14 protein-coding genes are annotated in these 21,009 nt (G+C 66.0%); 4 read left to right on the top strand and 10 right to left on the bottom strand.

The annotated features are described in order from the left end of the window. Nucleotides 1–45: 45 nt before the first annotated feature. Complete coding sequence (locus ABRZ00_RS08310) at nt 46–951, top strand: alpha/beta fold hydrolase (protein WP_368642766.1); 906 nt, start codon at nt 46–48, stop codon at nt 949–951. A 26-nt stretch (nt 952–977) separates the two neighbouring features. Here the strand turns inward: ABRZ00_RS08310 and ABRZ00_RS08305 are convergent, their stop codons facing one another. The 8 genes from ABRZ00_RS08305 to ABRZ00_RS08270 all read right to left on the bottom strand — a co-directional run bounded on the left by ABRZ00_RS08305 (nt 978) and on the right by ABRZ00_RS08270 (nt 13,370). After that, nucleotides 978–1,724, bottom strand: a complete 747-nt coding sequence (locus ABRZ00_RS08305; RefSeq protein WP_368642352.1) for a peptidylprolyl isomerase — start codon at nt 1,722–1,724, stop codon at nt 978–980. A gap of 19 nt (nt 1,725–1,743) precedes the next feature. Beyond that, entirely contained in the window at nt 1,744–2,430 is a 687-nt protein-coding gene (narI, locus tag ABRZ00_RS08300; RefSeq protein WP_368642353.1) for a respiratory nitrate reductase subunit gamma, read from the bottom strand. 9 nt (nt 2,431–2,439) lie between these two features. Continuing rightward, complete coding sequence (gene narJ, locus ABRZ00_RS08295; protein ID WP_368642354.1) at nt 2,440–3,138, bottom strand: nitrate reductase molybdenum cofactor assembly chaperone; 699 nt, start codon at nt 3,136–3,138, stop codon at nt 2,440–2,442. An 11-nt stretch (nt 3,139–3,149) separates the two neighbouring features. After that, on the bottom strand, nt 3,150–4,691 hold the full coding sequence (gene narH / locus ABRZ00_RS08290; RefSeq protein WP_368642355.1) for a nitrate reductase subunit beta: 1,542 nt from the start codon (nt 4,689–4,691) through the stop codon (nt 3,150–3,152). A gap of 12 nt (nt 4,692–4,703) precedes the next feature. Continuing rightward, complete coding sequence (locus ABRZ00_RS08285; protein ID WP_368642356.1) at nt 4,704–8,459, bottom strand: nitrate reductase subunit alpha; 3,756 nt, start codon at nt 8,457–8,459, stop codon at nt 4,704–4,706. A 55-nt stretch (nt 8,460–8,514) separates the two neighbouring features. Further along, nucleotides 8,515–9,945: a NarK family nitrate/nitrite MFS transporter gene (locus tag ABRZ00_RS08280; protein ID WP_368642357.1), complete on the bottom strand. Its 1,431-nt coding sequence runs from the start codon at nt 9,943–9,945 to the stop codon at nt 8,515–8,517. Nucleotides 9,946–10,210: 265 nt separating this feature from the next. Next, on the bottom strand, nt 10,211–11,410 hold the full coding sequence (gene serA, locus ABRZ00_RS08275) for a phosphoglycerate dehydrogenase (RefSeq protein WP_368639567.1): 1,200 nt from the start codon (nt 11,408–11,410) through the stop codon (nt 10,211–10,213). 82 nt (nt 11,411–11,492) lie between these two features. After that, entirely contained in the window at nt 11,493–13,370 is a 1,878-nt protein-coding gene (locus tag ABRZ00_RS08270) for a diguanylate cyclase (RefSeq protein ID WP_368642358.1), read from the bottom strand. Between the two features lie 147 nt (nt 13,371–13,517). Between ABRZ00_RS08270 and ABRZ00_RS08265 the strand changes: the two genes are divergently transcribed. Together ABRZ00_RS08265 and ovoA are read left to right on the top strand one after the other, a co-directional pair. Further along, nucleotides 13,518–14,231 carry a ferredoxin--NADP reductase gene (locus ABRZ00_RS08265; protein WP_368642359.1) on the top strand — a complete coding sequence of 238 codons (714 nt, stop codon included), beginning with the start codon at nt 13,518–13,520 and terminating at the stop codon, nt 14,229–14,231. 92 nt (nt 14,232–14,323) lie between these two features. Then, on the top strand, nt 14,324–16,483 hold the full coding sequence (ovoA, locus tag ABRZ00_RS08260) for a 5-histidylcysteine sulfoxide synthase (protein ID WP_368642360.1): 2,160 nt from the start codon (nt 14,324–14,326) through the stop codon (nt 16,481–16,483). Between the two features lie 97 nt (nt 16,484–16,580). Here the strand turns inward: ovoA and ABRZ00_RS08255 are convergent, their stop codons facing one another. After that, complete coding sequence (locus ABRZ00_RS08255; protein ID WP_368642361.1) at nt 16,581–17,252, bottom strand: GntR family transcriptional regulator; 672 nt, start codon at nt 17,250–17,252, stop codon at nt 16,581–16,583. 156 nt (nt 17,253–17,408) lie between these two features. On the opposite strand from ABRZ00_RS08255, the gene ABRZ00_RS08250 reads away from it, so the two are divergent. Beyond that, nucleotides 17,409–18,857 (top strand): NCS1 family nucleobase:cation symporter-1, encoded by a 1,449-nt coding sequence (locus ABRZ00_RS08250; protein WP_368642362.1) that lies wholly within the window; start codon nt 17,409–17,411, stop codon nt 18,855–18,857. A gap of 74 nt (nt 18,858–18,931) precedes the next feature. Here the strand turns inward: ABRZ00_RS08250 and ABRZ00_RS08245 are convergent, their stop codons facing one another. After that, nucleotides 18,932–20,959, bottom strand: a complete 2,028-nt coding sequence (locus tag ABRZ00_RS08245) for a TonB-dependent copper receptor (RefSeq protein WP_368642363.1) — start codon at nt 20,957–20,959, stop codon at nt 18,932–18,934. Nucleotides 20,960–21,009: the final 50 nt, after the last annotated feature.

Below are 21,009 nucleotides of genomic sequence, written 5' to 3'. Positions count from 1 at the left end.
CAGAGTTTAGCCTGAGCTCTTTCAAATCGAAGGAGCCTCGCAATGATGTCTTTGAATACCTTCAGCCGCTGGCAGGGCTGGCTTGCCGGAGCCGCCCTCATGGCAGCGTCCGTGCTGGCCCAGGCCGCCGTGCCACCGTATGCCGTGACTGCGCCCGACGGGGTCGTCATCGCGGTGCAAGAGGCCGGCGACCCGAACGGCAAGCCCATCATCTTCATTCACGGACTGCTGGGCAGCCATCTGAGCTGGGAAAAGCAGGTCAACAGCCCTGAACTGCAGCGCTACCGCCTGATCACCTTCGATCTGCGCGGTCATGGCGTATCCGGCCAGCCCGAGCGTGCCGACGCCTACCGCGAGGGGAGGCGCTGGGCCGATGATCTGGCCGCGGTGATCGCCGGATCGGGCGCACGGCAACCGGTTCTGGTGGGATGGTCGCTGGGCGCAGCCGTGATCACCAATTATCTGGCCGCCTATGGTGACGAGGAGATCGCCGGCGCTGTGTACGTGGGAGGCGTCATCGAGCTGGAACCGGAGCAGATCGTGCCGCAGCCCCATGCATACCGAGGAATGGCATCGCCCGATCTCAAGACCCATCTCGATGCCGAGCGCGAGTTCGTGAGTCTGTGCTTTGCCCGGCAGCCTGATGCCGATACGTTCCAGCGCCTGGTGGCCAATGCGGCCATGGCTTCCGAGCACATGCAAAATGCGGTGCACGGCATGACGCTGGATGCGCGCAAGGGCCTGGGCGCCCTGCACAAGCCGCTGTTATTGATCTACGGCGCACAAGACGCGCTGGTTCAGGCCAAGCCCTCTTTCAACCGGGCCAAGGCCCTGAATCCAGGCGCCCTCGGCAAGTTCTACCCGGAATCGGGGCACGCCCCCTTCCTGGAGGAAGCTGAACGCTTCAATCGCGATCTGGGCACCTTCGTTGACACGGCGGCAGGCCGCTAACCCGCCCTCTGCGCAGCGTGGCGGCCCTACTGCACCAGCGGTGAACCCGCGCCCTGCATCGGAATGCCTTCGATGCGGGCCGCGCCGACCAATTGCTGCAGATACTGGTGCACGGCCCGCCGGCGGCTGGCGGCTTCGAGCCAGCCGGCCAGGCGTTCGCGCACGTCCTCGAACGCCAGGGCATGGCCCTCGATCTTGAAGCCGGTGCGCACGATGTGGAACCCGAAACGGGTCTCGACCAGTTCGCCGCCCAGGGTGTATTCCGGCAGGGCGAAGATCGCCCGCTCGAATTCGGGCACCATTTCGCCGCGCGACAGTTCGCCCAGGGCGCCGCCCTTGGCCCCAGACGGACAATTGGAATAGCGCTGGGCGAAGGACACGAACGATCCCAGGCCCTCGCGGTGCAGCTCGGCCAGGATGCCATTGGCCCGGACGCGCAGCTTCTGCACATCCAGCCCCGAGGTGGCCTGGAACAGAATGTGCCAGGCCTCGACCCGGTCGCCTTCGCGGAACTCGTCGGGATGCTGCTCGTAATAACGCCGGCAACTGGCCTCGTCCGCCTCGGGGGTGCGCACGTCGTGGGCCAGCACGGCCTCCAGCAGGTCGTCGTCGTGATCGGCCGACAAGTCCAGTTCGGCGGCGCGCTGGCGGCACAGGGCGCGCAGCACCAGTTCCTGGCCTGCGGCCAGGCGGGGATTGGCTTCCCGCCGGTGGCGCGGAACCTCGGCCAGGATCTCGGCCTCGGTGATGGTCATGTCGTTGACGGTAATCATGGGGATGCGTCGTCCTGTTTCAGCGCGGCCGCACGATCTGCCAGGCGCGCGCCAGGTAGGTGACCGAGGCGAAGCCCGACCACACATGCACCAGGCGCGTGAAGGGGAAGATCACGAACAGCGTCATGCCCAGCACCATGTGCAGGCGGTAGACCCCGGGCACACCTTCCAGGGCGCCGACCGCGCCGCCGCGGAAAGTGACGATGCGCTGGGCCCACTCGCCCAACTGGACCATCACCGCGCCGTCGGTATGCTGCACCGACGTGAAGATCGAAGCAATGCCCACCACCAGCACCAGCAGGATCCACAACAGGGTCACCCAGTCGGATGGAGTGCTATTGTGGGCCAGGCGGATTTCCACCCAGCGGCGGTGGATCAGCAGCAGCAGCCCGATCAGGCACACCACGCCCAGGATCGCGCCCACCACGATGGCCATCAGTTGCTTGAACTGCGTCGTCACGCCAAAGGCGTGGTAGACCCAGGGCGGCGTCAGCAGCCCCACCAGGTGCGTGAAGAACAGGGAGATGATCCCGATGTGAAACAGGTTGCTGCCCCAACGCAGCGACCCATGCCGCAGCAACTGGCTGGAGTCGCTTTTCCAGGTGTACTGCTCGCGCTCGAAGCGCAGCAGGCTGCCCACGAAAAACACGGTCAGCGCAATGTAGGGATATACCCCGAAGAAAAAGAGGTCAAGATGGGCTTTCATCGGAATCTCCTAGGCCTGGCCGCCATCCGGGCCGCCCTTGCGGGCCCGGGGCGGATGGAACACGATGGGCTGCGCACCATCCCCGCCCGCCGGCCGACGCATCATCAGGGGTTCGGTGCCATCGGCCTGAGGGCCGAAGGTAATCAGGGTTTCTTCCATATCGCCCTCCGGAGGATCGGGCAGGGCCTCGGGCTGGACATCGGTCATGGCCCTCAACTGGGCGAACAGGCAGGCATAGGGGCTGTCCGTCTCCGACAACTTGTCGCCCAGCCGGGCCAGCACGTGGATGGCGTCGCCCAGCAGCGCTTCGGCCGCTTCGGCCGGAATCTGGCCGAGGAACTCCAGAAACAGCGGCACGTAGTCCGGCAGCTCCGTGGCGGCGGGCTCCAGCCCGTGCTTGAGGTATTCGTTGCGCAGGTCCACCATGGCCTGGCCCCGGTCGCGGGATTCGCCGTGCACGTGCTCGAACAGGTGCAGGGAGTGGGCCGCCCGGCGGTCGAAGGTGGCGACGTATTGCTCCTGGAGATCGATCAGGTCGTCGTTCCGGTCCAGGAAATCGAACAAGGGCGCCAGCCGGACGCGGACGTCGGCCGGCAGGGCGGCATGCAGTTCCGGCAGCGCGTCCAGCCAGTCCTGCTCGGGATAACCGAGCAGCACGGAGAGGACGGAGAACACCGGCGCCTGGCGGGAAGCAGTCTGGGCATCCATCGCGCGCCCCCTCACGCCGTGCGGGCCGGATCGAGGAACACCACGCTCGGCTTGCGCTTGTTGCGCGGCTTGCCGAACAGTGAGCCCTCGGACGTGCCGCCCGAACAGCCGTTGCCGAACGTGAAGCCGCAGCCCCCCCGGATCTCGAAGGCGTTCTCGGCATGCTCCCGGTGCGCGGTCGGCACCACGAAGCGATCCTCGTAGTTAGCGATGGCCAGGTAGCGGTGCATGTCCTCGACCTGGTGCAGGGTCAGGCCGACCTGGTCGAGGATGTCCATGCGCTCCTGGCGATCCACCGAGCGCGCCCGCATGAAGGCGCGCATGCCCAGCAGGCGCTCGAGCGCCGTGGCGACCGGCGCCTCGTCGCCGGCCGTCAGCAGGTTGGCCAGGTAGCGCAAGGGGATGCGCAGCGATTGCACGTCGGGAATCTCGCCGAACGCGCCGATCTGGCCGCTGTTGGCCGCCGACTGGATCGGCGAGAGCGGCGGCACGTACCACACCATGGGCAACGTGCGGTACTCGGGATGCAGGGGGAAGGCGATCTTCCAGTCGACGGCCATCTTGTAGACCGGCGAATTGCGGGCCGCATCCAGCCAGTTCTCGGGGATGCCGTCGGCCAAGGCCTGGCGGCGGACTTCCGGATCGTCCGGATCCAGGAACAGGTCCAGTTGCGCCTGGTACAGGTCTTTTTCGTGCGGCGTGCTGGCGGCGGCCTCGATGCCGTCGGCGTCGTAGAGCAGCACGCCCAGATAGCGGATCCGGCCCACGCAGGTTTCGGAGCAGACCGTGGGCTGGCCGGCCTCGATGCGCGGATAGCAGAAGATGCACTTCTCGGCCTTGCCGGACTTCCAGTTGTAGTAGATCTTCTTGTACGGGCAGCCGGACACGCACATGCGCCAGCCGCGGCACTTGTCCTGGTCGATCAGCACGATGCCGTCCTCGGCGCGCTTGTAGATGGAGCCGGACGGGCAACTGGCCACACAAGTGGGATTCAGGCAGTGCTCGCACAGGCGCGGCAGGTACATCATGAAGGTGTTCTCGAACTGCCCGTAGATGTCTTTCTGCACCGCCTCGAAGTTGTAGTCCTGAGAGCGCTTGGCGAACTCGCCCCCCAGGATTTCCTCCCAGTTGGGGCCCCACTCGATCTTTTCCATGCGCTTGCCGGTGATCAGGGAGCGCGGCCGCGCCACGGGGGGCGTGGTGCGTTCCGGGGCGTTCTGCAGGTAATCGTAATCGTAGGTGAACGGTTCGTAGTAGTCGTCGATCTCGGGCAGGTTCGGATTCGAGAAGATGCGCGACAGCAGGCGCAGCTTGCCGCCCTGGCGCGGCTCGATGCGGCCATTGTCGCGGCGGCGCCAGCCGCCGTTCCAGCGGTCCTGGTTTTCCCAATCCTTGGGATAGCCCACACCGGGCTTGGTCTCGACGTTGTTGAACCAGGCGTATTCCATGCCTTCGCGTGACGTCCAGACGTTCTTGCAGGTGATCGAACAGGTATGGCAGCCGATGCATTTGTCCAGGTTCAGGACCATGGCAACTTGCGCGCGTATTTTCATGGGGCGGACTCCTCAGGCCTGTGTCTGGGCGGAAACCTCGTGGGTTTCATCCATCCAGTCGATTTTCTTCATCTTGCGCACGACCACGAACTCGTCGCGGTTCGAGCCGACCGTGCCGTAGTAATTGAAGCCGTAGGACAACTGGGCATAGCCGCCGATCATGTGCGTGGGCTTGAGCACGGTGCGGGTCACGGAATTGTGGATCCCGCCGCGCTTGCCGGTGATCTCGGACCCCGGCACGTTCACGATCTTTTCCTGGGCGTGATACATCATGGTCATGCCCTCGGGCACGCGCTGGCTGACCACGGCGCGCGCAACCAGCGCCCCGTTGACGTTGAAGACCTCGATCCAGTCGTTGTCCACGATGCCGGCCTTGGCCGCATCGATCTCCGACATCCAGACGATCGGGCCGCCGCGCGAGAGCGTCAGCATGATCAGGTTGTCGGAATAGGTCGAGTGGATGCCCCACTTCTGGTGCGGTGTGATGAAGTTCAGCACCACGTGCGGCTCGCCGTTGCTGAATTGCTTGTCCAGCATGGGCTGGATGGTCTTGGTGTCCACGGGCGGCCGGTAGACGCACAAGGCCTCGCCGAAATCGCGCATCCAGGGATGGTCCTGGTAGAGCTCCTGGCGCCCGGTCAGCGTGCGCCAGGGGATGAGCTCGTGCACATTGGTATAGCCGGCGCTGTAGCTGACCTTGTCTGACTCGATCCCCGACCAGGTGGGCGAGGTCAGGATCTTGCGCGGCTGGGCCTGGATGTCGCGAAAACGGATCTTCTCGTGCTCGCTGGAACGGACCAGATGGGTGTGGTCGCGGCCCGTCATCTTCGAGAGGGCTTCCCAGGCCTTCAGGGCCACGTGGCCGTTGGTCTCGGGCGCCAGGGTCAGGACAGTCTCGCAGGCGTCGATGTCGGTGAAGATGCGCGGCTGGCCGTGGCCCACGCCGGGGTCGCGTTCGCGGCCGTTCAGCTTGCCGAGGAACTCGACCTCTTCCTTGGTGTCCCAGCCGATGCCCTTGCCGCCGTTGCCGAGTTTCTCCGCCAGGGGTCCGAGCGTGATGAAGCGCTCGTAGACGTGCTTGTAATCCCGGTTCACGACCATCATGCCGGGCAGGGTCTTGCCGGGGATCAGGTCGCATTCCCCCTTGCGCCACTCGCGCACGTCGTAGGGATCGCTGAGCTCGCCCGGGGAATCATGCTGCAGGGGCTGCAGCACCAGGTCTTCGTCGGGCAGGTCCGCATCGGCCGCCAGTTCGGAGAACTTCTTGGCCAGGCCTTTGTAGATTTCCCAGTCGCTGCGCGATTCCCAGACCGGATCCACGGCCGCCGACAACGGGTGGATGAAGGGATGCATGTCGGAAGTGTTCAGGTCGTTCTTTTCGTACCAGGTGGCCGTGGGCAGCACCACGTCCGAATAGACGCAGGTCGTGGACATGCGGAAATCCAGGGTCACCAGCAGATCGAGCTTGCCCTGGGGCGCGTCTTCGTGCCAGGCGACCTCCAGGGGTTTGGTTTCGCCCGCTTCGCCCAGATCCTTGCCCTGCACGCCGTGCTGGGTGCCCAGCAGGTGCTTGAGGAAATATTCATGCCCCTTGCCCGACGAGCCCAGGATGTTGGAGCGCCAGACGAACAGGTTGCGCGGGAAGTTGTCGGGATGGTCGGGGTCTTCGCAGGAAAATTTCAGCGTGCCGTCACGCAGGCCCTTCACTGCGTATTCCTTGGGATCCATGCCGGCCGCCTGGGCGGCGCGCACCACCTGGAGCGGATTGGTCTGCAACTGCGGCGCCGTGGGCAGCCAGCCCATGCGTTCGGCGCGCACGTTCATGTCGATCAGGCTGCCCTGGTATTTCGAGGCGTCCGCCAGGGGCGAGAGCAGTTCGGGCACCTGGAGTTTCTCGTAGCGCCACTGGTCGGTATGCGCGTAGAAGAACGAGGTGCCGTTCATGTGGCGGGGCGGACGCAGCCAGTCCAGGGCGAACGTCAGCATGGTCCAGCCGGTCTGCGGGCGCAGTTTTTCCTGGCCCACGTAGTGGCACCAGCCGCCGCCGGACTGGCCCACGCAGCCGCACATGGACACCAGGTTGATGATGCCCCGGTAGGCCATGTCCATGTGGTACCAGTGGTTCAGACCGGCGCCCAGGATGACCATGGACTTGCCTTCGGTCTTGTCGGCGTTGTCGGCGAACTGGCGCGCCACGGTGATGACTTTTTCGCGGTCCACGCCGGTGATGCGTTCCTGCCAGGCCGGGGTGTAGGGCACGTCGTCGTCATAGGACGCGGCCACGTTGTCCCCGCCCAGGCCCCGGTCAATGCCGTAGTTGGCCACGAACAGGTCGAACACGGTGGCGACCAGGACTTCGCCCTCGGCGGTCTGGATGCGCTTGACGGGCAGGTTGCGCACCAGCACTTCTTCATGATCCGTACCCTGGAAATAATCGTGATGGACGCCGCCGAAGTACGGGAAGGCGACGGGCGCGACCTCGTCGTGGGCGTCGATCAGGGACAGACGCGGCTGAACCTCATGGCCGCGGCCATCCTTGAGTTCGAGATTCCACTTGCCGGCATCGCCGCCCTCTTGCTGGCCCCAGCGGAAACCGATGGACCCCTGGGGCACGATCAGCGCGCCGGTGCGCTGATCGCAGGCGACGGTCTTCCATTCGGGGTTGTTGTCCTGGCCCAGCCGGTCGGCAAAGTCGGCCGCCCGCAGTTTGCGGTCGGGCACGTAGCGATCCCCCTGGCGCACCAGACGCACCAGGAAAGGCATATCCGTGTATTGGCGGCAGTAGCGCTCGAAATAGGCGCTTTTGCCCGCCAGATGGAATTCCTTGAGGATGACGTGGCCCATCGCCAAGGCCAGCGCCGCATCGGTGCCTTGCTTGGGATGCAGCCAGATGTCGCCGAACTTGGCGCCCTCGGCATAGTCCGGGAACACGGACACGACCTTGGCGCCCCGGTAGCGGGCCTCGACCATGAAGTGGGCGTCCGGGGTGCGGGTCTGGGGCACGTTCGAGCCCCACAGCATGATGAAGGTGGAGTTGTACCAGTCGGCGGATTCGCTGACGTCGGTCTGCTCGCCCCAGGTCTGGGGGCTGGAGGGCGGCAGGTCGCAATACCAGTCGTAGAAACTCAGCAGCGTCCCGCCCAGCAGCGACAGATAACGGCTGCCGGACGCATAGGACACCATGGACATGGCCGGGATCGGCGAGAACCCCGCGATGCGGTCCGGGCCATGGCGGCGGATGGTGTGGAGGTTGGCCGCCGCGACGATCTCGTTGACCTCGTCCCAGTTCGAGCGGACGAAACCGCCCAGCCCGCGCGCCGACTTGTAGCTGGCGGCCTTGTCGGGATCGGACACGATGGCCTCCCAGGCCTGCACGGCGCCCATCGTCTTGCGCTGCTCGCGCCACAGCCTGGCCAGACGGCCGCGCAGCATCGGGTATTTCACGCGGTTGGCGCTGTACAGGTACCACGAGAACGTGGCGCCGCGCGGACAACCGCGCGGTTCATGGTTGGGCATGTCCGGACGGGTGCGCGGGTAGTCGGTCTGCTGGGTCTCCCAGGTCACCAGACCGCCCTTGACGTAGATTTTCCAGGAACAGGATCCGGTGCAGTTCACCCCGTGCGTGGAGCGGACGATCTTGTCGTGCTGCCAGCGGTTGCGGTAGGCGTCTTCCCAGGTGCGGTCTTCGCGGACCATGGTGCCATGTCCGTCCGAGAAGGACTCTTTCGGGCGGGAAAAATACTTCAGGCGATCGATGAAATGGCTCACGATGGACGCTCCTGTCAGAAAGGGTTCGGCCGCAGGCTGGCGGCGCAGTGGCGCATCAGCACGGAATGTCCGCGCGACGCCTCGAGTAGTACCACCAGGTCACGGCGATCGAGACGGCATAGAACGCGACGAAAAACACCAAGGCCGCATTGGGCGTACCGGTGAGTTCGAAGGATGTGCCGAAACTCTTGGGGATGAAGAAGCCGCCGTAGGCGCCCATGGCGCCGCTGAATCCCAGCACGGCGGCGGATTCCTTGGCGCCTTCGGCATCGGCCCGGGCCTGCCCCGCCGGTCCGCCGGCGGCATGGCGGCGTTGCGCCAGGGTATTGAAGATCGTGGGGATCATGGCAAACGTGGAGCCATTGCCGATGCCGCTCAGGAAGAACAGAAACAGAAAGGACAGCAGGAAACCAAAGAAGCTTCCCGTCGACTGGCCGCCCGGCAACGAGGCCATCACGCCAAGCACGCCCACGATCATCCAGAAGAACGTCCAGAAGGTGACCCGCGCGCCGCCGATGCGGTCGGACAGCCAGCCGCCGAAGGGCCGCGCCATGGCGCCGACCAGCGGCCCCAGCCAGGCATATTGCAGCGGGCGGATCTCGGGATACAGATATTTGATCAACAGCGGAAAGCCGGCGGAAAAGCCGATGAAGGAACCGAAGGTGCCCAGGTACAGAAAGCACATGATCCAGTTGTGCTTGCGCTGGAAGATCACCGACTGCTCGCGGAAAGACGCCTTGGCGTCGGCGATGTCGTGCATGCCGACCCAGGCCAGCATCGATACGATGAGGATGAACGGCACCCAGATGAAGGCGGCGTTCTGCGCCCAGATCTCGGTCGGCCCGCCGTGCGCGCCCGACAGTTGCGCCATCTGCGGCTCGCCCGCCCAGGGGCCGAGAATGCCCAGGGTGATGACCAGCGGCGCCAGGAACTGCACCGAGGATACGCCCAGATTGCCCAGGCCGGCGTTCAGGCCCAGGGCCGAGCCTTTGCGTTCTTTGGGAAAGAAAAAACTGATGTTGGACATGGACGAGGAGAAGTTCCCGCCCCCCAGGCCGCACAGCAGCGCCAGGATCAGCATGGTGGAGTAAGGCGTGGACGGATCCTGAACCGCCACCCCCACCCCGATGGTGGGCAGCAGCAGGCTGGCCGTGGTCAGCGCCGTCCAGCGCCGCCCGCCGAACACGGGCACCATGAAGGAATAGAAGATGCGCAGCGTGGCGCCGGACAGCGCCGGCAGCGCGGCCAGCCAGAAGAGCTCGTTTTCGGTGTAGCTGAAGCCCAGGTTGGGCAGGTTGACGGCCACCACGCTCCACATTTGCCAGACGGCAAAGGCAAGGAACAGGGCCGGAACCGAGATCCAGAGATTGACGTTGGCGATGGCATGGCCTTCGCGGACCCAGAACGCCTTGTCTTCGGGCGTCCAGACGGTAAGCAGCCGGCCGCGGCGGGCCTGGGGCGAAGCATCATCGGGCGTGCGGGGCATGCGAAGGCTCCTGGTTCAGGAAACCCCCACCATAAACCCCCACATCCCGTAGGGGCGATGATCTGGATCAAACAGCGCCCGATTTCCATGCGGGACTCCGGACTGTCTGTAGCGCAGAATCATGTCGGCGGGTCACCTGGGAATACCTGACCCAGTATAGAAGCCCGCCCCGGGAACCGAAAGACCCCGCGCACGGCGGGGTCTGTAGGGATTTTTCCCTATTCCCATGTCTGCGGACCGCCCGGAGATGCCGCCGGGCGGCGCCTCAGACGCGGTCGCAGCGGATCGTGATGGGGTGGCGCCGCAGGCCCTCGATCACCTGGTCGGTGGCCTCGCCATCGACGTCGGTGATGGCATAGCCGATCTTGCCGCGCGTCTGCAGTTGCTGGCTGACGATGTTCAGGCCGAACTCGCCCATCAGGTTGCTGAGCGCGCCCATGGCGCCCGGCACGTTTTGATGGATATGGATGATGCGCGCCGTGCCCGCCTGCTCGTGGTAGGCGATTTCCGGGAAATTGACGGCGCCCTTGGTGGTGCCGCTGCTGATGAAGCGCTTGAGCTTCTCGGCGACCTCGCGGCCGATATTTTCCTGGGATTCCTGGGTGCTGCCGCCGATGTGCGGCGTCAGGATCACGTTCTGCATGCCGCGCAGGGGGCTGTCCAGCGCTTCGTCGCGGCTTTTGGGTTCGGTGGGGAACACGTCGATGGCGGCGCCCGACAGGTGGCCGGACTTCAGGGCGCGCTGCAGCGCGGGGATGTCGACCACCGTGCCGCGCGAGGCATTGATCAGGATGCTGCCCGGGCGCATGGCGGCGATGGCCTCGGCGTCGAGCAGATTGGCCGTGTCCTTGCCCCCGGGCACGTGCAGCGTGACCACGTCGGCCTGGCCGAGGAATTTCTTGAGCGAAGAGGTGGCATGGGCATTGCCCAGGGGCAGCTTGGCTTCGATGTCGTGGTAGATCACACGCATGCCGAAGGATTCGGCCAGGATCCCGACCTGCGAACCGATGTTGCCGTAGCCGACGATGCCCAGCGTCTTGCCGCGCGCCTCGTAGGCGCCGTCGGCCGTCTTGTCCCAGAAACCCTCGTGGACGCGGGCGTTCTTTTCGGGAATGCGGCGCAACAGCAGAATGGCCTCGCCCAGCACCAGCTCGGCCACCGAGCGGGTATTGGAGAATGGCGCGTTGAACACCGGGATCCCCCGCAAAGCGGCGGTTTCCAGATCCACCTGATTGGTGCCGATGCAGAAGCAGCCGATCGCCCGCAGGTCGGGCAGATCGGCCAGCACGGCCTGGTCGAGATGAGTGCGGGACCGGATGCCGACCGCATTGGCGCCCTGGAGCGCCTCGCGCAGGGCCTCGCCCGTGAGCGCTCCCGCATGGGTGACGACGTCGTCGAAACCCGCCGCGACGAAGACTTCCCGGGCGCTGGCGTGTATGTTTTCAAACAGGACTATCCGTGGCATCTCGACCCTTTCCGCAAATGAAAAACATTCATTGTGCGATATTTAAAGCTTCTCGTCAGGGTCATCCCTAATGGAAGCAGGGTCAAAATGCGCCATCCGCCACCAGCCGGTCCCGGCCGCCGGCCTTGGCGCGGTACAGGTTCTCGTCGGCGCGGCGGAACAGATCCTGCGGCGTCTCGCCTTCCCGCCATTGGGCGGCGCCCGCGCTCAGGGTCAACGGGATCGACCGGCCATTGTCCAGTTCGACGCGATGGCGCCGCACATGATCCAGAACGCCCGAGGCCAGAACCACCGCATCGCCGAGCGAAGTGGCCGGCAGCACCGCCACGAATTCCTCGCCGCCGAAACGCGCCAGCACGTCCGAGCGGCGGCGCAGCAGATTGACCAGGACCTCGGCGACCCATTTCAGCGCGGCATCGCCGGCATCGTGCCCATGGGCATCATTGACCTTCTTGAAATGATCCAGGTCGAAAATGATCAGCGTGCCGGGCGCGGACGCGTCCTCGGGCCCCGGGAGCCGCGCCAGCGCCTCGTCCAGGCCGCGCCGGTTGAGCAGCCCCGTCAGGGGGTCGTGCAGGGTCAGTTCGCGCAACTGCCGGTTGGCCTGCTCCAGCGCCCCCATGGTGGCGCGCAGATCGGCCGTGCGGGACTGGACCTCGCGCTGCAGCGAGCTGCGGGCGCCGGCTTCGATTTCCAGCGCCCGGTGCATCAGATCGTGCAACTGCATGACTTCGGCGTAGGTGAGCAGGAATATCTGGCTGCCCAGGCCGACCTGCATCCAGCGCTCCTGGGCCATGAAACCGGGGATATAGCCGAAAGCCGCCAGCCCGTAGGCCAAGTAGCCGGCGAAGAACACCACCCAGGAAAACACATACCAGCGCGCGGCGCGCTCGCCCTGGCGCAAATGGCGCAGGCCCAGGCCGAACATCGCCGCCATGCAGACCAGGGCATAGATCGTGTCGATCTTGATGATGAGCGCATAGGGCACGAACAGGCTGGCCACGAACAGCGCCGCGCCGATCCGGGCGAGCATGCGGATCAGCACGGCCTGGCGCGGCCATCGCTCCGGACTGATGCCCAGGAAGTGACGCGTGAACCAGAGCAGACTGAGAAGGGCCAGCGTCTCGGTCAAGGGCACGGAGCGGTTCGCCAGCCAGGGCCAGTCCGGCCACAGATACTGGAACGACAGGCCGGACATGGATATCAGGAACAGCCCGGCGCAGACGATGTAGGCGGTGTTATAGAGAGACTGGCGGATGCGCAGCCGCAGGTAGAGGGCCGCGTTGAACAAGGCCAGCATGACCAGCGCGCCGAGGAACATGCCCTGGCTCAGGCCGTGGTCCTGGGCGCCGCCGATGGCGGATGCGCTCGAATGCAGCGACAAGGGGACGTTGATCGCCCCGCCGCTGCGCACCCGCAGAACGACCGCCAGCGACTGCGACGGCCCGAATTCGAGGGGCAGCAGGAACAGGCGGTGGCGCACCGGCCGCGCATCGAACCGCCGCGCGTCGCCCATGCGCTCGGTGGTCAGGAGCCTGGGAGACACCCGGGGCACCGGCCCCGTGCCGAGGTCGTAGACCCAGACATCGACTTCGTCGAGCAGCGGATAATCCAGTTGCAAGTACCAGGACTGCCCGACGGGCTCCTGGTTGCGCAGGGGCACATACACCCAATAGGCGGACTGGTTGTGCTGAAAGACGAGTTGATCCGCATCCCGGCGCGCCATGGGCAACTGGCCGCCCAGGATGTCGTCCGGACCGAGCGCGTGGGTCTCGTCTTGCAGAAAACACAACTGCGGCAAAGAGGCGATATCCGCCTGGGCGGCGGTCAGGCCGAGGACCGGGCAGGCGGTTTCGGGAACCGCCGCCGCTCGGGCCGGGCCGGCCAGACACAGCGCCAGCCAGAGCATCGCCATGATGCGCGCCCGCCAGCGGGCATACCCACCGGCGGGCACCGCCATGCCGCGCAACCTCACTGCAGTCCGGCCCTGCTCCGACAGATCGGCCTCCCTGGTGAAAGACGGACGTGAAACGTCCGTTCGATTCTATGCATCGAAGGGAATTATGGATCAAAATCCGTCCATGGGGGACGATTCAAGGAGAACGATATGGCTACCTGGCCCAGTGCATTGCTGCACATCGACGACATCGCGCGCGACACCGTGGCGGTCCACTTCGGCAAGCCCGTGGATTTCCGGTTCCAGCCCGGCCAGACGCTTTCGCTGACGCTGCCGGCCGACAGCCCCGACGCTCCGGTTCTGCGGCACACTTTCTCGCTGGTCAGCGCCCCGCACGAGGGCACGCTGTGCATTGCCACCCGCATCCGCGCCACGCCCTTCAAGCAGGCCCTGGCAACGCTGCGGCCAGGCGCCGAGCTGCGGCTCGGCGGCCCCTACGGCACGCTGGTCCCGCCCGCCGACACGAGTCGCCCCCTGGTCCTGATCGCCGGCGGCATCGGCATCACCCCCTGCATGAGCATGCTGCGCGACGCCACGCACCGGCAATCGAACCAGCAGTTCCTCCTGCTCTACTCCAACCGCACCCTGGAGCAGGCCGCTTTCCTCGAAGAACTGCGCGGGCTTGCGCGGCTGAATCCGCGCCTGCGCCTGCTGGCCACCCTCACCGGAGCGGCCGACGAAGCCTGGGACGGCGCGCGCGGCCGGATCGACGCGGCCATGCTGCGGCAGGCACTCATGGGACTGAATGCGCCTCTGTGCTACCTGACCGGCACCCCCGCCATGGTGGAAGAGATCCGCACGCAACTGGCCGAGGCGGGCATCCCCGACGAGGCCATCCGCGACGAGGGCTTCCACGGCTACTGATGCCCGCCGCCCGCCGCACTCCTCGCCCGCCGCGAGGTCATGGTAGTCTAAATAGAACCGTCCGGCGCCCGCCGAACCTGCCTGGATACCCGATGAAGCCTTCCTCCGCCGCCCCGCTGCCGCCTTCGTCCGACACCCGAATCTCGCCGGAGGCTTTGTTCGCCCGAACGCCCGATCTGGCCGACCCAGATACGAACCGCCTGCGTGCCGCCGTGCGGCGCTACTTCCTGGACACCGCCGACCGCTACGAGTCCCTGTTCCAGTGCCTGGCCAACGACGAGGCCTACGTCGTCAAGCCGATTTCCCTGCGCCATCCATTGATTTTCTATTTCGGCCACACGGCGACTTTCTTCGTCAACAAGCTGATGCTCACGCGCCTGATCGACCAGCGCCTGGATCACCGGATGGAATCGATCTTCGCGGTCGGCGTGGATGAAATGAGCTGGGACGACCTGGACGACGCCCACTACGACTGGCCCTCCGTGGCCGAGGTCCAGGCCTACCGCGACCGCGTGCGGGCCCTGGTCCTGGACCTGATCGATCATGCGCCGCTGCAATCCCCGATCAATTGGCAGAACCCCTGGTGGGCCATCGTCATGGGCATCGAACACGAGCGCATCCACCTGGAAACGTCCTCGGTCCTGATCCGCCAGCACGCGCTGAAATACGTGCGCGCCGTACCCGGCTGGGCGCCCCTGCCCGACAGCGGCGGCGAGCCGCCCGCCAACGAGCTGGCGCGTGTGCCGGCCGGCACCGTGCAGGTGGGCAAGGCCTTCGACGACCCACAGTACGGCTGGGACAACGAATACGGCACCCACACGGCCCGGATCGAATCTTTCGAGGCGGCGCGCCTGCTGGTCAGCAACCGCGAATACCTCGCCTTCGTCGAGGCGGGCGGCTACCGCAACCATCGCGACTGGACCGAGGAAGGCCGGCAGTGGCTGGCCTACAGCCAGGCCGAGCACCCGACCTTCTGGGTCAAGAAGACCCAGGGCTGGTACCTGCGCCTGATGACCGAGGAAATCCCCATGCCCTGGTCCTGGCCGGTCGAGGTCAACTACCTCGAAGCCAAGGCCTTCTGCAACTGGAAGGCCGCCGAGACCGGCCAGCCCGTCCGCTTGCCCACCGAAGACGAATGGTACCGGCTGTACGATGCCGCCGGCCTGAGCGATCCGGGCGACGAGCCCTGCGCCGCCAATCTGCACCTGGATCAGGGCGCCTCGTCCTGCCCGGTGGACACCTGGCGCCACGGCGACTGGTACGACGTGGTGGGCAACGTCTGGCAATGGACCGAAACCCCCACCTATCCCTTCGACGGCTTCGACGTTCACCCGATCTACGACGACTTCACGACGCCCACCTTCGACGGCCGCCACAACCTGATCAAGGGCGGATCCTGGATTTCCTGCGGCAACGAGGCCGTGCGCGCCTCGCGCTATGCCTTCCGGCGGCATTTCTTCCAGCATGCGGGCTTCCGCTACGTCGTCTCGCATGCGCCCGCCGAGGCGCCGGCCGCCTACTACGAAACCGACAAGCTGATGTCCGAATACGCCGAATTCCATTACGGCGACTCGTATTTCGGCGTGCCTAATTTTCCGCAGGCCCTGGCGCAACGCGCCATCGAAGCCATGGGCGACCGGCCGCGCCGGCGCGCGCTGGATCTGGGCTGCGCCTCCGGGCGGGCCACCTTCGAGCTGGCCCGGGCCTTCGAACTGGTCACCGGGGTGGACTTCTCGGCCCGCTTCATCAACCAGGGCGTGCAACTGATCCAGACGGGCCAGTTGCGCTACACCCTGGCCGACGAAGGCGAACTGGTGTCCTACAAGGCCCGCGCGCTGGCCGATCTCGGCCTGCACGACACCCACGGGCGGGTGGAGTTCTTCCAGGGCGACGCCTGCAACCTGAAGCCCCAGTACACCGGCTATGACCTGGTCCTGGCCGCCAACCTGATCGATCGCCTGTACGATCCGGCGCGCTTCCTGGAGCAGATCCACGAGCGCATCGTTCCGGGCGGCCTGCTGCTGATCGCCTCGCCCTACACCTGGCTGGAAGAACACACGCCCCGCGCATCCTGGCTGGGCGGCTTCAAGAAAGACGCGGAGAACTACACCACGCTGGACGGCCTGAAGGATCGGCTGGCGCCGCATTTCCGGCTGCTGGGCGAGCCGGCGGACGTGCCCTTCGTCATCCGCGAGACGCGGCGCAAATTCCAGCACACCTTGTCCGAACTGACGATCTGGGAACGGCTCTAGGGCGCCGTCAAGGCGCCCCGGCACCGGCCCTGGCCGTACCGCAGGACGCAGCATCCGAAGGCGCCGGGCTCCAGGGCCCGGCCGCGCGCCGGATGCCTCAGGCTTCGGACAATCCGATGCCCCACCAGCGCAGGGTGCCGGCCAGGTGCGCGCGCACGGCGCGCATGGCGTCTTCTTCCCGCCCGGCCAACACGGCATCGATGATCCGCAGATGTTCGTCCATGGCGGGGATGATGCGTTCGGGCAGGAGCCTGCGCGATTGCTGCAGGACGGTGATGCGGTCGTGGTTGCTGGCATAGACCTGCGCCGCCAGCGGATTGTCCAGCGAACCGGCCAGCGCCCGATGCAGTTTCCAATCGACCGCCATGGCCCATTGCTGAAGTTCGGACGTGATGCCTTCGAGCGCCTGGTCCCTGACGGCGGCATGCTCCTCGCGCAAGGCTTGCATCGGCGCTTCGGCCAACCGCGCGGCCAGGATTCGGGCCCCTTCCTGATCCAGCATGCAGCGCAAATGGAAACAGGACCGGACCGTGTCGGGCGTGGGCTCGATGATCAGCACCCCGCGCTTGGGCAGGATCCGCACCAGGCCGGTGGACTCGGCGTGCTTCACGGCCTCGCGCACCGGAGCCAGCGGAAAGCCGGTCTTTTCCATCAGCTCCGAAATCGAAACCAACTGGCCGGCCCGGACCTCGCCGCGGAACAGCAGGTCGCGGAAAGCCTGAAAGGATTGGTCGGCCAGCAGCATGCCGCGTGCGCTCTGATCGTTCATGCCAGGGTTAATCCCATGTTTTTTCTTGCAATATGCGGATTTATTATACGCAACATATCGTCTTAGATATATTGTGAAATGTTAGAAGGAATTCCAGGCGCGTCCACTCCCGGGCCACTGGGACCCGGCACACCACGGCCATGAGGAGACAGCAGCATGGAAAACGCAACGCGCGGCCTGTACAACGAGGACCTGGCCCCAGCCAAGGAACGCACCTGGGGCGCCTTCAGCATCTTCAACGTCTGGACCTCCGACGTCCATAGCCTCTGGGGCTACTACCTGGCGGCCAGCCTGTTCCTGCTGTGCGGCAGCTTCACCAACTTCCTGATTGCGATCGGCCTCAGTTCGCTCGTGATCTTCGCCATCATGAACCTGATCGGCTACGCCGGCGTCAAGACCGGGGTGCCCTACCCCGTCCTGGCGCGCGCGTCGTTCGGCGTCTGGGGCGCCAATCTGCCCGCTCTGGTGCGCGCGGTGGTCGCCTGCTTCTGGTACGGCGCCCAGACGGCGGCGGCGTCCTGGGCCATCGTCGCCCTGCTGACGCGCAACGAGTCCATCCTGGAATTCCACCAGACCTCGCACATGCTGGGGCACTCGACGCTGGATGTGATCTGCTTCGTGGTCGTCTGGGCGCTGCAATTGCTGATCATCCAGAACGGGATGGAAACCGTGCGCAAGTTCCAGGACTGGGCCGGCCCCGCCGTCTGGATCGCCATGCTGGTGCTGGCCATCGGGCTGGTGATCAAGGCAGGCGGATTCTCGCTGGACCACGGCATCGCGCCCGAACTGCTGCTGGAAAAAACCCGCGACGCCGGCGTTTCCGGGGAGCCCGGTTCGCTGTCCGCGCTGATGGCGGTCGGCGCCACCTGGATCACCTATTTCGCCGCGCTCTATCTGAATTTCTGCGACTTCTCCCGCTACGCGCCCTCCAAGGCGGTGGTGCGCAAGGGCAACCTCTGGGGCCTGCCCGTCAACCTGATCCTGTTCTCGCTGGTCGCCGGCATCACCACGATCGCCGCCTACCAGGTCTACGGCGAAGTCCTGCTGCACCCCGAACAGATCTCCGCCAAGTTCGACAGTTGGTTCCTGGCGCTGCTGGCCGCCCTGACCTTCGCCGTCGCCACCCTGGGGATCAACGTCGTCGCCAACTTCGTGTCGCCGGCCTTCGACATCTCCAACGCTTTTCCGCACAAGATCAGCTTCAAGGGCGGCGGCTACATCACGGCGGTGATCGCCCTGTGCCTCTACCCCTTCGCGCCCTGGGAAGGCAATGCCGCCGTCTTCGTAAACGCCATCGGCGCCATCATGGGGCCGCTGCTGGGCATCATCGTGGTGGACTACTACCTGATCGCCAAGGGCGAAATCAAGGTGGCCGACCTGTACCGCGAGGACGGCGCCTATCAATTCCACGGGGGCTGGAACATCGCCGCGCTGATCGCCACGATCATCGGCGGCCTGTGCTGCAGCATCCTGCCGCACCTGACCGACTGGTTCCCGTCCTGGTGGGGCACCTACGGCTGGTTCTTCGGCGTCGCCATCGGCGCGGTGCTGTACTACCCGCTGTCGCGCATGCCCGTCATGCGCCATCCGCACGCGCACGGTTGACGCGGCCCCGCCGGAGCCGTCGCGCCGGCCGGCGGCCCGCATCCCGGATGCGGGCCGTTTTTCATGCCGGGGGATCAGTCCAGCGCGATCTGCGCCTTCAGCCAGAAGACCCTGCCCGGCTCGTTGATCCGGGTGCCCACGAAGGACACGCTGCCGGGGATGTCCGCCCCCGACTTCGACAAATGCTCGGCATAAGTCTTGTTCAGAACGTTGTCCACGCCGGCGGTCAGCAGCACGGTCTTGTTGGGCCGCCAGCCGGCATTCAAGGACAGCACGCCAAAGCCGCCGGTGGCGCCGATATCCCTGCCGGCGATGCCGCCCTTGCCCTCGTCGTAGCGGTTCTGCGCGGCCACCAGGCGCCAGAGCATGCCTGCGGAATACGGCCCCTGGGCGTAATTCAGGCCGAGGCGGACCTCCAGGGGGGGCTGCTGGGCCAGCGCCGTGTCGTCCGTGCGGTTCTCGCCGTATACATAGGCCAGGCTGGCCACGCCCTGCCAGGACGGATGGAATTGCCAGGACGCATCCAGTTCGCCCCCCATGACCGTGGCGTCGACGTTGCGCGTCCGGCTACGGTTCCAGTCGATGAGGATATAGTCGTCCACCCGGCTGTAAAAGGCCGAGGCCGACAGCGCGTAGGGGCCGCTGCGCCAGTGCGTGCCGATATCCAGTTGGTTGAGCTTTTCCGGCCTGGTGGACAGGAAGGCGCTGTTGCCGCCGTCGGGGCCGCCCTTCATCAATTCCCAATAATCGGGAAAGCGCTCCGAATGACCGAACCCGGCGTACCAGGTACTGTCGTCGCCATAATCCCGTTCATAACGCAGGAAGCCGCTGGTCAGGGTGCGGTCGTTCTTGCGCCCCGAGGTGGCCGATTTGTCGGGCGCCCGCTTGTCGCGCGCCTCGATCCAGTCGGCCCGCAGGCCCCCGATCACGCGGTCCGCTTCGGTCAGAAACCAGGTGCTTTCTCCGAACACGCCCTGCTGCTCGAAGCGCATGTCCTCGATCCGCGGCGCCGCCAGGAAGGCGGCATCGGCGGCTGCGGCCGAGGCCTGCATGCCGCTGCCCCGGCCGCGATGCACGTCCTGCTTCGCATCGGCGCCGACGACCAGTTCCCAGGCCTCGGCCGGCCGCAGCGTGGCGCTCAGCCGGCCGCCCGTGGTGCGGCGATCCGGATTGCCGGCCATGTACGGATTCATCTGGCCCTGCGGCACGTCGCGCAAGGTGTAGTTGTCCATGACGTGGTCCACGTAGTTGTAGTAGACCCGCCCCTCGATGCCATCGACCAGGCCGCCCATGCGCTTGCGCTCGAACATCAGGGAGACGTTCTCGCGCCGGAACTTCGAGCCGTCCATGCTGCGGTCGGCATAGGCGGCGCGGCCATCGCTCAGGGCCGCGGACAGTTCGATGCGCGTCCTGTCGTCCGGCGTCAGCCCGACGGCGGCATGGCTGCTCCAGCGCAGGTATTCGCTGTGCACGCGATTGCCGTCGCCGTCCTTGTAGTCGTCGGCCTGAGCGCGGGTGCCGCCGGCGCGCACATAGGCCCAAGGCCCGCCGACCTGCACGTCGGCCATCTGGTCGTTGCGGCCAAAGCTGCCCAGCGTCAGGCTGCCGGCGGCCTTGCCGCCGAACGAATCCATGCGCTTCACGTCCCGCTCGAACAGCACCACGCCCGCCGACTGGCCCGCGCCGTAGCGCACGCTTTGCGGCCCCTTGCGGACGATGACGCGATCATAGGATTCGGGATAGACGTAGGCGGTGGGCGGATCCATGCGCCCGCCGCAGCCGCCATAGATCTCCTGGCCGTCCAGGAGAATGCCCAGGCGCGAACCGGAAAAGCCGCGCAGGACCGGATCGCCGTCCGTGCCGCCCTTGCGGATCACGGAAAAGCCGGGGATGCTCTTGAGAAAATCCGCCCCGTCGTGGGCGGGCACGGGCTGGCGCGGCGCTTTGGGGTCGGTACGCACCACCAGGGGTTCGTCGGCCGCAGGCGCGGTCACGACAACCGGAGTCAGGGCGCGCACGGGCTGGGATGCCGCCGCCTGCGGCAGGCCGAGCGACATCAGGACGGCCGGGATCCCGGCCACCCACAAGGTTTCCTTCTTCATCAGTATCTCGATCGAAAAAAACTGAAAGGCGTCCAGGGCCGTTCCACGGC

Source organism: Castellaniella ginsengisoli, assembly GCF_040955415.1.
Classification (GTDB): Bacteria; Pseudomonadota; Gammaproteobacteria; order Burkholderiales; family Burkholderiaceae_B; genus Castellaniella; species Castellaniella ginsengisoli.
Note: the sequence above shows the minus strand (reverse complement) of the source record. Positions and strands in the feature narration are given on the sequence as shown.